Raw genomic sequence first — 11,917 nt, 5'->3', positions numbered from 1 at the left:
GCTCACCATGAACCAGCCCACGGAACCCAAGGCCGACAAGTCGGGTGTGCGCCGGCACAACCTGAGCCTCGTCCTGCGGACCGTCCACGACGCCGGAGAGACCACGCGGGCCGCGGTCGCCGCCCGCGTCGGCCTCACCCGTCCCGCCGTCTCCTCCCTCGTGGAGCAACTCCTCGACCTGGGCTTCCTCGTCGAGTCGGGCAAGACGTTCAGCGGGCAGGCGGGTCGGCCGGGCACCGTCCTGAAGCCCGCCGCCACCGGACCCGCCGGCCTCGGTGTCGAGATCAACGTCGACTACGTGACCGTCTGCGTCGTCGACCTCACCGGCGCCGACCGCGTCCGGCACAGCGAACGCCTCGACAACCGCACCGCCGACGCCCCCGAGGTCCTGGCCCGGGCCGCCCGGATCGCCGCCGGCGCCCTCGACGCGGCCGCCGAGCGGCACCTCGCCCCGGCGGGAGCGGGACTCGCCCTGCCGGGCCTCGTCTCCGGCGGAACCGTCCGGCAGGCCCCCAACCTCGGCTGGCACGAGGTCCCCGCCGAACGCCTCTTCGGCGACGCCCTGACCACCCTGCGCCCCGCCACCGGGGGCCTGGCCCTCACCTCGGACAACGAGGCCAACATGGCCGCCCTCGCGGAACTGTGGTCCGGCGCCCTCGGCGACGTCCGCACCTTCCTGCACCTGACGGGGGAGATCGGCGTCGGCGGCGCGATCGTCGTCCACGGCGAACTCCTGCGCGGCGCGCACGGCTTCGCCGGCGAGATCGGCCACCTGGTCGTCGACGCCGAAGGGCCCCGCTGCCGTTGCGGCTCGCGCGGCTGCCTGGAGCAGTACGCGGGACAGGCGGCCCTCCTGAGGTCGGCCGGGTCGACCGACGTGCCCGACCTGGCGCACCGCGCCGGGGCGGGGGACCGGCGCGCCCTCGCCGCGCTCGCCGACGCGGGCCGGATGCTCGGGCGCGCCCTGTCGGGAGCCGTCAACCTGCTCGACCCCGAGGCGATCGTCCTCGGAGGCGTCTATCCCCAGCTGATGCCGTGGCTCGAACCGGCCCTCGCGGAGGAGCTCTCCGCGCGGGTCGTCTCCGGCCTCTGGACCCCGGACGCGGGCCGCCTGCGCCCCGCCTCCACCGCCACCGACGCCTCCCGGGGCGCGGCTGCCCTGGTCCTCCACGACGTCCTGGCCGATCCAATGACGTACGCCACGGCGGCCGGGGTCTGACGGCGAGTCGGCCTCGTACGCGAGGGTCACCGGGTCCTGTCGCCGAGTCGCCCACGTACGCCACGGCGGCCAGGGGCGGAAGGCGGGTTGTCGGCGTACGCCACGGCCGCCGGGGCCGGAAGGTGGACCCTCGGCGTACGCCACGGCCGGCGGTGCCGTCACGCGAGTCGCCCTCGCACGCCGGAGCCGTGGGCCGCGGCCCCGATCAGGTCCCCGAACCCCGGCAGTTCAGGGGCGTGCGGGTCGTTCCGCGAGGGCCGGTGGTTCGACGAACGGGCGGGTCAGGTGGGCCGTCGCCAGCACCGCCCCGCAGTCGGCGGCCCGCGCGAGCAGCTCCTCGCGCGAGGTCCTGGCGGCGACCGGGTCGCGTTCGTGGGCGTAGGCCACCGCCGGGGCGGCGAGCTGCACGGCGTGGACCAGGAGGTCACCGGTGACCAGGACGTCCCGTCCGTCCGGCCGTTCGACGAGGACGGACTGGTGGCCGGGGGTGTGCCCGGGGGTGGGCAGCAGCGTGACGCCCGGGCGCAGCCGGTGCCCGCCGTCGACCTCGTGCAGCTGCCCGGCGGCACGCAGCGGCTCCACCACCCAGCCCCAGACGGGGTCGAGCCGGTCGAGGGCGGCGGTCTCGGCGCGCTGGACGACATAGCGGGCCAGCGGGAAGAAGGACCGGCCGGCGGCGTCGGCGGCCCAGCCGGTGTGGTCCTCGTGCAGATGCGTCAGGACCACGGTGTGGACGTCCGCACGGTCGATCCCGGCCTCCTGGAGCAGCTCCGGCAGCCGCCCGGCCACCGGACACCACGGCGCCCCCGGCCCCTCGGCGGGACCCACGCCCGCGTCGATCAGCGTCCAGCCCCCACCGACCGGATCGGCGACGGCGAAGCAGCGGAAGTCCAGCCGCCAGACGCCCTCGGGGCCGACCGCGCCCGGATCGAGCGCGGCGGCCGCCGCCCAGTCGGCCTCCACCGCCCCGGGGAAGGCGTCCCGCGCCGGCTTGAAGAACACCCCGGTGGCGTCGAGCAACGCCGTCACCGGTCCCCTCCGCGTCATCCCCGTGCTCTGCGACATGACGCCGACCCTGCCATCCCGGACGCCCGCGTGCCCAGCGATCGCCGCTCTCATCCCGCTCTCACGCGGGCCTTATCCCGTCATCACACGCCGCCCCTACCTTCACGCCCATGTTCTTCACCTACCTCCGGCGCGAACTGCGCCGTCGCAGAAGGGCGGCGCTCGTCGTCGCCTCCGGGCTCGCGCTCGGGATCGCGCTGGTCATCGTCGTCAACTCCGTCTCCTCCGGCATGAGCCGGGCCCAGGGCAGGGTCCTGGAGTCCCTCTACGGTCTCGGCACGGACCTGACGGTGACCAAGGCGCAGGAGCGGCCCGAGGACGGCACGCGGCCGCAGCGTCCCCGGTTCGAGTTCCAGGGCAAGGAGGACGGCGAGGAGCAGAGCGGTGACCGGCTGATGGTCCAGGGCTTCCAGACCCTCGCGGACACCACCGTCGCCACGGTCGCCGGGCAGCCGGGTGTCGACCGGGCGGTGGGCGGACTCAGCCTCGTCAACCTGAGGATCGACGGCGAGTTCCAGCGCGGCCGCATCGAGCGAGGCGGGCCCCAGCCGGACCAACCGGGCGGCGAGAACGGGGGCGGCGGCGGTTCCGGGCCGGGTGACACCGTCACCGGCGGCGGCGCGGCCTTCGACGTCGACTCCTTCACCCTCTACGGCACCGACGTCACCGCGCCCGACCTCGGCCCCCTCACCACCTCCACCGTCTCCCGGGGCCGTACCTTCAAGACCACCGAGACCGATGCGAAGGTCGCGGTCGTCGACAGCGCCTACGCCCAGGAGCAGGGGCTCGCCGTCGGCGGGGAACTGACGATCAGAGGCGTGAAGTTCGAGATCGTCGGCATAGCCACCGCCGACCGCGGCCAGTCCGCCGCACAGGTCTACCTTCCGCTGAAGCGGGCGCAGACGCTCTCCGCCTCCGCCGCCAGGATCACCACGATCTATGTGAAGGCGACCGACTCGACGCGGATCGAGGCGGTCAAGACGGCCATCCGGAAGAACGTCGCCGGCACCACCGTCACCAGCTCGGCCGACCTCGCCCAGACGGTCTCCGGCTCGCTCGACACCGCGGCCGACCTCGCCGCGAACGTCGGCAGGTGGCTCTCGTACGCCGTGCTGCTCGCCGCCGTCCTCGTCGCGGGGCTCCTCACCTCCTCCGCCGTCACTCGCAGGGTCCGCGAGTTCGGCACGCTCAAGGCACTCGGCTGGAAGAGCGGCCGGGTCACCCGCCAGGTGGTCGGCGAGGCCCTCGTCAACGGGGTCATCGGCGGCGCCCTCGGCATCGCGATCGGCCTCGCCGGCGCGTATGCCGTGACCGCCGTCAGCCCGACGCTGACCGCCGAACTCGGCTCCGCCGGAGGTGGGTTCGGCGGCGGAGACGGACGAGGCGGCATGGTCCTCGGCGGCGGCCCCGGTGCCTCGGCCGCGGGCCGGACGGTCGACATCGCCCTCACCGCCCCGGTCAGCGTCACCACCGTGGGTCTAGCCGTCCTCCTCGCCCTCGGCGGCGGACTCGTCGCGGGCGCGTTCGGCGCCTGGCGCGCCTCGCGGCTCCGTCCCGCCGACGCCCTGCGCCGCGTCGAGTAGCCCCCCGAACCCACTCACTTTCCACAGGAGTCGCACCATGTACGAACTCATCGGCGTCACCAAGCGGTACCGGCGGGGGCAGAAGAAGGTCGACGCGCTCGCCGGGGTCGACCTCACCCTCGCGCAGGGCGACCGGCTGGTCATCCAGGGCCCCACGGGCGGGGGCAAGTCGACCCTCCTCCAGATGCTCGGAGGACTCGACCGCCCCACCTCCGGACAGGTCCTGCTCGACGGGACCGACCTCGCCGCGCTCTCCGAACGCAGACTGACGGCCGTACGCGGCCAGAACATCGGCTTCGTCTTCCAGAGCTTCAACCTCATCCCCACGCTCACCGCGCAGGAGAACGTGGAGACCGCGCTCGTCCCGCTCGGTGTCCGCCCCGCCGAGCGCCGGAACCGGGCCGCCGAGGCACTGGACTCCGTCGGTCTCGGCGAACGTCTCGGGCACCTGCCCTCCGAGCTCTCCGGCGGTCAGCAGCAGCGCGTGGCGATCGCCCGCGCCCTGGTGAAACGGCCGAAGGTGCTGCTCGCCGACGAACCCACCGGAAACCTCGACGAGTCGATGCGCGACGAGATCGTCGACCTGCTCGAAGGGCTCTGGAAGGAGCACGGTCCGACCTTCGTCATGGTCACCCACGACAGCGCGATCGCCCGCCGGGCGCCGCGCCTGGCCACGATCAGGAAGGGCCGGATCACGATCACGGAGAACCTCCCGGCGGCCTCACCGGACCCGGTCGAGGCCTGAGCGAGGCCTCCGAGCGGCCTGAGCAGGGGCGTTGATGTCCGGGGCGAGGCCTAGACGGGTACGCCGTGGGCCCGGAGGTAGGCCAGCGGGTCGACGTCCGAGCCGAAGTACGGTGTGGTCCGCACCTCGAAGTGCAGGTGCGGACCCGTCACCCGCCCGGTCGCCCCGGAGCGCGCGATCCGCTGTCCGGCCGACACGCTCTGCCCGGGGGACACCTCGATACGCGAGAGGTGCGCGTACTGGGTGTGGCGGCCGTCGGGATGACGGACCACCACCTCGTAGCCGTACGAGCGGCCGTACCCGGCGGTCACCACCCGGCCGGGTCCGACCGAGCGGACCGCCGTTCCCGTCGGCACCGCGAAGTCCTGCCCCGTGTGGTAGCCCTTCGACCAGGTGCCGGTCTGCCCGTAGTACCCCGTGAAGACGTACGAGGAGACCGGCGCCGTCCAGCCCCGGGAGGAGCCGGACGGCGGTGCCGTCGACCCGGAAGGCACGGAAGGCTTGGAAGTGTTCGAGGGCTTGGACGGCTTGGACGGCTTGGACGGTCCGCTCTGTCCGCTCTGTCCGTTCGGACGGCCGGGGTGCCTCGGGTCGTCCCGCTCGGACGTGTCGCCGGGCAGGCCCGTCCGCTGCCGGTACTTCCACGCGTGGCCCGTCCAGTACCAGTGGCCACCGGACTCGTACCAGTACACGTGGTCCCGGGCGTCCCAGCCCCGCCGCCCCCGGAAGACCGGCTCGCCCCTGCTCGCGGGGGCGGCGGCCGCCGCGCGGCGGCGCTCGTACACCGTCGCGTGGCTGGTCCAGCGCCACTCGCCGGCCTCGCTCCGGAACCAGTACTTCGAGCCGTCCCAGCCCGCGTGCGCCGGGGCCGGTTCGGCGGCTGCCGTGCCCGCGCCCGCGCCGGCCAGGGCGACCGCGCCCACGGTCGCGACGACCGCGCGGCGCACCCCGTGCAGGGCGGGCGCCGTACGCGCGCCGTCCGTGCCCTGGTGACGGACGGCGTCGGCGCAACCCGCGCAGCCGCAGTCAACGGACGTCTCCTCGGTGAATCCGGGGGTGTCCACGATCCTCCTCACTCCTGACCCGGGTCGGCGGGGACGCCGCTCCGGGTGTAGAAGGCCACGGTCAAGTCCTTGACCAGAGCCTGGCGTTCGAAGTCGTCGAGCTCGACGAGTCCTCGCGTGGTCAGCCGCGTCACCGTGTCGTCCACGGCGTCGATCACGCCGGTGAGGACCGAGTCCCGGTGCTTCGCGTCCAGGACGGCGATCTGCCGCCGTCGCATGGCGGCGGCGACCTCGGGGGCGTACTCGATCCTGGTCGGCTGCGCGGAGAACACGGCGATGCCGACCGGTCGGCACTCGGCCGCGAGCAGGCGGGTGAGCGCGTCCCCGACCGCCTCGGCGTCCCGCAGGGTCGGCGCGTCGCCCCGGAAGGCGTCGGCGGGGAGCTGCGAGAGGACCCGCGCGGTCGCCGCCTCCACCTGCTCGCGCAGATAGCCGAGATGGTCGTCGACCGCGAGCAGCGCGCGAGCGCTGTCCCGCACCGACCACACGATCAGGACGACCACGCGCAGCGCCGAGCCCTCGGCGTCGACGACGGCGATCGGCTCGCTGCGCCAGTGCCTCAGCCGTACGTCGATCCGGCGGCGCAGGACGAAGGGGCTGATCCAGACGAGACCGGTGCGGCGCACGCTGCCCCGGTAGCGGCCGAAGAGCGAGAGCACCCAGGCGGAGCCGGTCCGTCCACGGGTCAGCCCGCCGAAGGAGACGACGGCGACGACGACACAGCCGGCGAGCGCCGCGCACTGCCAGGGCGACAGATCGACGTCGCGGAGCGGCCGTGCACGCCACAGCGTCGTCGTCACTCCGGTGAGCGCGGTCAGTCCGGTCAGGACGGCCACCCAGCCGGGCAGGGCGGGGCCGGGGCGCTCCGCGAGGTCGGGGTCGGCGGGCGGAGGACGGCGGGGGAGCGGAGCGGAGTCCCCGGCGGCGCGGTCGGGTGCGCGCCCGGCCTCCCGCTCCGCGGCGGCGGTCGGGGTTCGCGTCGACCGGGCGGGACCCGACCGGAAGAGGTCGTCCATGGGTATACCGTCGCCGTGCCGCCGGACACGGACGGGCAGGGGCCGCTTCTGTTCCTCGATCGTCATGAGGCCCTTCCGGCCGTTCGGCCGCCCGGCCGTTCCCGAGGTGACGGCGCGTCGGATGATCTTCACGCACCATCGTCACAGGGGTGTATGTCCGGAATGCCGCGACGAACGTCCCGAATGCCGAGGACTTAGGTCCCCTGGCCAAGGCTTCACCGAAGGCCGTTGTCAGTGGCTGCCCCTACCGTTTCCACCATGACGACGACCTACCTGGAGCTGTCGCAGGACGACGGCGCTGCCCACAAGTTCTACGAAGTGACCGTCGACGACCTGACGGTGTCGGTCCGTTACGGCCGGATCGGCGCGGCGGGCCAGACGCAGCGCTCCACGTTCCCGACGCAGGCGAAGGCCCAGGCCGCCGCGGCGAAGAAGATAGGGGAGAAGGTCCGCAAGGGATACGCCCCGGCCGTGCGGGGACAGCGGGCCGCCCGCGCCGTGACGCGCCGTGCGGTGACCTCCGCGCCCTCCACGGCACGCGCCGTCGCCCCCGTGCTGTGGCGCTTCCGGACCGGTTCGGCAGCCTTCGGCATCCACGTCGACGAGGAGCGCTGCTGGGTCGGCAACCAGGCGGGGGACGTGTTCACGCTCGACCGCTCCGGCGAGGTGCAGGCCCGGTTCAGCCTGCCGGAGGGCGTCAAGTGCCTGGTCGCCGACGACTTCTGGATCTACGCGGGCTGTGACGACGGCAAGGTGTACGACCTGTCGTCCAAGCTGCCGTTCGCCGCCTACGACATCGCCACCGACGTCGACATCTTCTGGCTCGACATCCACGAGGGCGTCCTGCACGTCGCCGACCGCTCGGGCCGGCTCACCGTCATCGACCACGAGGACGAGCACCAGTGGGCGCGGGGTGGCCAGGGCGAGCACGCCTGGATGGTCCGCGCCGACGGTGACGCCGTCTACTACGGGGACACGCGGGGCGTCGCCGCCCACGCGCCGGACGGCGGCGGGGAGCTGTGGCACACGGCCACCGAGGGCGGGGTCCTCTTCGGCTGGCAGGAGGACACCGCCGTCTACGCGGGCACGGCGCGGAAGAAGGTCCAGCGGCTCGCGAAGAAGGACGGGCGGGTCGAGGCGGTCTACGCCTGCGACAGCCCGGTGTACTCCTGCGCCACCTCGCCCGGCGGCCGGTTCGTCTTCGCCGCCGACTCGGCCTCCTCCGTCTACTGCTTCGCGGAGGACGGCACCCGGCTGTGGAAGCTCGGCACGGGAGGCGGCTCGGCGCTCTCCATGCAGTACCGCGACGAGCGCCTCTACCTGGTGACCACGGACGGTTCGCTGGTGTGCGTGGACGCGAGCGAGGCGGCGATCGAGGCGGCCCAGGAGGGCACGGTCCCGGTCGCCCGGGACATCAAGCTCGCCGCGGCCCTGCCGGTGTACGAACCGGCGACCACCGTCACCGCCGTGACCGCGATCAGTGACGCTCCCGCCGGTTCGGTGGTCGTGGAGTGCGTGAACGAGTCGGGCAGGACCCGGGTGCGGGTCATCTCGCAGGGCTACGACTCCGCGTGGAACGTCCAGTTCCCGCGCGCGATCAGGCAGCCCGGCGCGCGGTACGTGGTGGACGCCCTGCACGCCGCGGCGGGCGGCTTCTACCGGGTCCGCGGGGACATCCGGCGGCTGCTGTGACCGGCGGCACCGGAAGCGGGGGTCTCGGAGGTGGCCGGTCCGCGTGCGGTGGCACCTTCGAGGCGGCCACCGGCGACGGCCCGGGGGTGGCTCCGGCCGAGATCGAACAGCGATCGCGGGATGTGCGGGCGGCGCTCGACGGGCTGCTCCAGATCAGACGGCTGACCCTCCACCAGGGCGGGGGCGACCCCAAGGCTGTGCCGGCCGAGTGGGAGCGCCGGCAGCCGGTCCGCGCGGTGGCGCTCGCCCTGGAGTCCGGCGGGCTCACGCCCTCGTCGGTGGACGCCTCAGGCGCGCGGATCACCACCGGCTACCGGGTCCGGGCCGGGGACCGGCCCGGGACGACCGTGGTGGAGTGGCTGGGCCCGCCGGGCTCGGGCGCCGCCCAGGAGGAGACGGCTGCCCTCGGCGCCTGCGTGCTGGCCCTGGCACGGCTCGGCTGGGAGGCCCTGCTCTACAAGGGGCCGCGCGGACGCCGCTTCCTGGAGGTGGAGCCCCTGGAGAGCTGAATCCCGGCTTCCGTCGTCAAGGGCTCCGTCGGCGGGCCTCTGCCGTCAGGCCTCCGTCGGCAGGCCCCTGCCGTCAGGATGCGGTCGTCAGGCGATCGAGGCGGAGACGATCGCCGAGACCGCGATGTTGCAGGAGGCGGTCACCCAGACCGCCGGGTGCGGCTCGGGGTCGACCAGGGTGGCGCCGAGCTTGCCCGGCGTGACCAGGTCCACGACGAGGAAGGCCACGGCCATCATCACCAGGCCCAGGAGTCCGAACGCGGCCGTGGAGACCAGGCCCTTGCCGAAGTTCTCGTACGTCGTCCAGATCGAGGTGAAGACGATGCCGCCTATGCCCAGGAGCGCGGAGCTCAGCAGGATCGCGGCGTTGCGGTTGCGGTCCTCCCAGATCTGTCGCCCGAGCTTTCCCGGGGTCAGCAGGTCCACGAGCACGATGCCGAGGATCAGCAGGACCACGCCGAGGGCGCCGTAGGCGCCGGCGCGGCCGAGGCCGTTGACGATGTCGCTCATGGTGTGCCGGTCTCCGGAGGGGTCGCGATCGCGGGGGATCGGTGGTCGAGGACCGGCAAAATGTAGCGCACGCGTCAAACGAGCCCACCGCCCGCCCGTGAATCGGGCGGACGGCGGGAGAACCGAGGGACCGGCGGAGGACCGGCGGAGCGCCGACGGAGGACCGACGGAGCGTCTGCGGAGCGCCGACGGAGCTTCGGCGGGTTTTGGGTGGAGAGGCGGCGGACGGGTCGGCCGACCGGACGCGGAGGCGGGGGCGCCCTGTTCAGGCTCCCGGCGGCAGGTTCCTGGCGCGGGAGCGGACCCGGAAGGCCGTGACGATCTCGATCGCGCCCACGGCGACGAGCCAGATGCCGCCGAGGAGCATCAGCACCGCCGCCGACTCCAGCGGCGACACGATGAGCACCACCCCGGCGAGCGCGCTGACGACGCCGAGGAAGATCTGCCAGCCGCGCGCCGGGATCGTGGCGTCGGAGGCCGCCGCGATGATCTCGGTGATGCCCCGGAAGAGCCAGCCGATCCCGATCCAGAGCGCGAGCAGCAGGATCGACTGCGTCGCGCCCCGGAAGCAGAGCAGGCCGAGCAGGATCGACAGGGCACCGCTGATGAACGCCATCACCCGCAGCGCGGTGTTCGCGTGTGTGCCGAAGGCGGCGACCAGCTGCATCACACCGCTGAAGAGCAGGTAGAGGCCGAAGAGCACACCGGCCACGAGCAGCGAGGCGCCCGGCCAGACCAGAACCAGGACGCCGAGGACCAGCGACGCGACGCCGGCGACGAGCAGGGCCTGCCAGGCCGCGCCCGCGAGCATGCCCAGCGGGCCGGGCGGTATGTCCCGCCGCGGGGGATGGTCATGAGTCTGCGTCATGGACGGACTCCGTCCTTTCCTGGGTGGGGAGGTCCTGGGCGGGGAGGTCCCTGGGTGGGGAGGACCCGGGGTGGGGAGGACTCGGGGGCAGGCGGTTCCGGGAACGGGAGACCTTGGGGCGGGGAGGGGCGGAGAGCGTCAGAGAGGGGTCGCGTACGTGCTGAGGAAGAGCGCCTCGGCCAGCGCCATGTACTCGATCTCGGAGGGGTCGACGCTCTCGTTGGGGGCGTGGATGAGACAGCCGGGCTCCTCGACCCCGATCAGGGCGATCTCCGCGTCGGGGAAGTGGGCGCCCAGCACGTTGCACAGCGGGATCGAACCGCCCTGCCCCGACTGGACCATGTCCTTCCCGTACGCCTCGCGGAGCGCCGTCGCCAGCGCCCGGTAGGCGGGGCCGTCGGTGCGTGCCCGGAAGGGCTGACCGGCGCTCTCCGGCTCGACCTCCACCCGCGCGCCCCAGGGCGCGGCCGAGACGAGGTGGTCGGTGAGGGCGCGCAGGGCGTCGTCGGCGTCGACCCCGGGCGGGATCCGCAGGCTGACCCTGGCGCGTACCTTCGCCTGCACCGCGGCCGAGGAGCCCACCACCGGCGGGCAGTCGATGCCGAGGACGGTGACGGCGGGCCGGGCCCACAGTTCGTCGGCGACCGAGCCGGTCCCGACGAGGGACACGCCGTCGAGGGCGCCGACATCGGTCCGGAACTGCTCGGCGGGGTACTCCACCCCGTCCCAGACGCCGTCGCCGGGCAGCCCCTTGATCGCCGTGTTGCCGTGCTCGTCTCGGAGGCTGTCGAGGATCCGGACCAGCGCGGCCAGCGCGTCGGGCGCGGGACCGCCGAACATGCCGGAGTGCATCGCGCCCTTGAGGGTGGAGACGGTGACGACGACGTTCGTGAGACCGCGCAGCGAGGTGGTAGTGGTGGGCAGACCGAGCGCGAAGTTGCCGGTGTCGCAGATCAGCAGGGTGTCGGCGGCGAAGAGTTCGGGCCGCAGGGGCACGAGCTGCTCCAGACCGCCCGTCCCCTGCTCCTCCGAACCCTCCGCCACGAACTTGATGTGCACGGGGAAGCCCCGGCCCTCCGGTCCGCCCAGGGCACGCAGGGCCGTGAGGTGCATGGCGATGTTGCCCTTGCAGTCGGCCGAACCACGCCCGTACCAGCGTCCGTCGCGTTCGGTGAGCTCGAAGGGCGGGGTCTCCCAGGCGTCGTCGTCCAGCGGCGGCTGGACGTCGTAGTGGCAGTACAGGAGCACGGTGGGCGCCCCCTCGGGGCCCGGCGCGTGCCCCACGACCGCGTCGGTGCCGTCCGGGGTCGTCACCCGCCGCATGTCGCGGAGTCCGGCCTCGGTGAAGGCCCGTACGAGGAAGTCGGCGGTCTTCGCGCACTCCTCGGGTGGGAACTGGCGCGGGTCGGCGACGGAACGCATCGCCACGAGCGCGGTCAGGTCCTCCTTCGCGCGGGGCATCAGCGCCCGGACCTTCTCCCGCAGGGCTGCGGTCTCGGTGGAGTCGGTGGACCCGGCGGACCCGGTCGACCCGGTGGACTCGGCGGTCATGCGTACCCACTTCCCTCGGCCGCTGGGGGGTCACGGCTCGCGAAGCCCCGGCACGGCGACAGCCCTCCCACCCAAGCACCCGCAAGCAAGCGCCG

The 11,917-nt window shown here is 73.7% G+C and carries 10 protein-coding genes and 1 pseudogene; 5 read left to right on the top strand and 6 right to left on the bottom strand.

Translation table 11 applies throughout. The annotated features are described in order from the left end of the window. The first annotated feature begins 7 nt into the window (after nucleotides 1–7). Nucleotides 8–1,219 (top strand): ROK family protein, encoded by a 1,212-nt coding sequence (locus tag ACRRSS_RS22785; protein WP_435972974.1) that lies wholly within the window; start codon nucleotides 8–10, stop codon nucleotides 1,217–1,219. A 228-nt stretch (nucleotides 1,220–1,447) separates the two neighbouring features. Here ACRRSS_RS22785 and ACRRSS_RS22780 read toward each other — a convergent pair whose 3' ends face one another. After that, nucleotides 1,448–2,284 (bottom strand): MBL fold metallo-hydrolase, encoded by an 837-nt coding sequence (locus ACRRSS_RS22780; RefSeq protein ID WP_435972973.1) that lies wholly within the window; start codon nucleotides 2,282–2,284, stop codon nucleotides 1,448–1,450. Nucleotides 2,285–2,394: 110 nt separating this feature from the next. Here ACRRSS_RS22780 and ACRRSS_RS22775 point away from each other — a divergent pair, with 110 nt between their 5' ends. Together ACRRSS_RS22775 and ACRRSS_RS22770 are read left to right on the top strand one after the other, a co-directional pair. Then, nucleotides 2,395–3,867 (top strand): ABC transporter permease, encoded by a 1,473-nt coding sequence (locus ACRRSS_RS22775; protein ID WP_435972972.1) that lies wholly within the window; start codon nucleotides 2,395–2,397, stop codon nucleotides 3,865–3,867. Between the two features lie 37 nt (nucleotides 3,868–3,904). After that, nucleotides 3,905–4,612, top strand: a complete 708-nt coding sequence (locus tag ACRRSS_RS22770) for an ABC transporter ATP-binding protein (protein WP_435972971.1) — start codon at nucleotides 3,905–3,907, stop codon at nucleotides 4,610–4,612. A gap of 50 nt (nucleotides 4,613–4,662) precedes the next feature. Here the strand turns inward: ACRRSS_RS22770 and ACRRSS_RS22765 are convergent, their stop codons facing one another. Beyond that, a complete protein-coding gene (locus tag ACRRSS_RS22765) occupies nucleotides 4,663–5,676 on the bottom strand; it encodes a M23 family metallopeptidase (RefSeq protein ID WP_435972970.1) in 1,014 nt (337 codons plus the stop codon). An 8-nt stretch (nucleotides 5,677–5,684) separates the two neighbouring features. After that, a pseudogene (locus ACRRSS_RS22760) lies at nucleotides 5,685–6,566 on the bottom strand (SPFH domain-containing protein); the annotation flags it as partial. Nucleotides 6,567–6,950: 384 nt separating this feature from the next. Between ACRRSS_RS22760 and ACRRSS_RS22755 the strand changes: the two are divergent. Both ACRRSS_RS22755 and ACRRSS_RS22750 read left to right on the top strand, forming a co-directional pair. Continuing rightward, nucleotides 6,951–8,384, top strand: coding sequence for a WGR domain-containing protein (locus ACRRSS_RS22755; RefSeq protein ID WP_435972969.1), 1,434 nt, complete (start codon nucleotides 6,951–6,953; stop codon nucleotides 8,382–8,384). Continuing rightward, nucleotides 8,381–8,893: a hypothetical protein gene (locus ACRRSS_RS22750; RefSeq protein WP_435972968.1), complete on the top strand. Its 513-nt coding sequence runs from the start codon at nucleotides 8,381–8,383 to the stop codon at nucleotides 8,891–8,893. The genes ACRRSS_RS22755 and ACRRSS_RS22750 overlap by 4 nt, the downstream gene beginning before the upstream one ends. 87 nt (nucleotides 8,894–8,980) lie before the next feature. On the opposite strand, the gene ACRRSS_RS22745 is transcribed toward ACRRSS_RS22750, so the two are convergent. The 3 genes from ACRRSS_RS22745 to ACRRSS_RS22735 all read right to left on the bottom strand — a co-directional run bounded on the left by ACRRSS_RS22745 (nucleotide 8,981) and on the right by ACRRSS_RS22735 (nucleotide 11,822). Then, nucleotides 8,981–9,403: a DUF350 domain-containing protein gene (locus tag ACRRSS_RS22745; protein ID WP_383860019.1), complete on the bottom strand. Its 423-nt coding sequence runs from the start codon at nucleotides 9,401–9,403 to the stop codon at nucleotides 8,981–8,983. 265 nt (nucleotides 9,404–9,668) lie between these two features. Then, complete coding sequence (locus tag ACRRSS_RS22740) at nucleotides 9,669–10,271, bottom strand: HdeD family acid-resistance protein (protein WP_435972967.1); 603 nt, start codon at nucleotides 10,269–10,271, stop codon at nucleotides 9,669–9,671. A gap of 138 nt (nucleotides 10,272–10,409) precedes the next feature. Next, nucleotides 10,410–11,822 (bottom strand): dipeptidase, encoded by a 1,413-nt coding sequence (locus ACRRSS_RS22735; protein WP_435972966.1) that lies wholly within the window; start codon nucleotides 11,820–11,822, stop codon nucleotides 10,410–10,412. Nucleotides 11,823–11,917 lie beyond the last annotated feature (95 nt).

It is taken from the genome of Streptomyces sp. Qhu_M48 (assembly GCF_051305195.1).
Taxonomy (GTDB): domain Bacteria; phylum Actinomycetota; class Actinomycetes; order Streptomycetales; family Streptomycetaceae; genus Streptomyces.
The sequence above is the reverse complement of the archived record's forward strand: the minus strand, read 5'-3'. Positions and strand labels throughout refer to the sequence as shown.

Excerpts from the sequence above, each read along its gene's own strand:
- ACRRSS_RS22785 (WP_435972974.1), top strand. The coding sequence starts at position 8 with ATGAACCAGCCCACGGAACCCAAGGCCGACAAGTCGGGTGTGCGCCGG.
- ACRRSS_RS22780 (WP_435972973.1), bottom strand. The coding sequence starts at position 2,284 with ATGTCGCAGAGCACGGGGATGACGCGGAGGGGACCGGTGACGGCGTTG.
- ACRRSS_RS22775 (WP_435972972.1), top strand. The coding sequence starts at position 2,395 with ATGTTCTTCACCTACCTCCGGCGCGAACTGCGCCGTCGCAGAAGGGCG.
- ACRRSS_RS22770 (WP_435972971.1), top strand. The coding sequence starts at position 3,905 with ATGTACGAACTCATCGGCGTCACCAAGCGGTACCGGCGGGGGCAGAAG.
- ACRRSS_RS22755 (WP_435972969.1), top strand. The coding sequence starts at position 6,951 with ATGACGACGACCTACCTGGAGCTGTCGCAGGACGACGGCGCTGCCCAC.
- ACRRSS_RS22745 (WP_383860019.1), bottom strand. The coding sequence starts at position 9,403 with ATGAGCGACATCGTCAACGGCCTCGGCCGCGCCGGCGCCTACGGCGCC.
- ACRRSS_RS22740 (WP_435972967.1), bottom strand. The coding sequence starts at position 10,271 with ATGACGCAGACTCATGACCATCCCCCGCGGCGGGACATACCGCCCGGC.
- ACRRSS_RS22735 (WP_435972966.1), bottom strand. The coding sequence starts at position 11,822 with ATGACCGCCGAGTCCACCGGGTCGACCGGGTCCGCCGGGTCCACCGAC.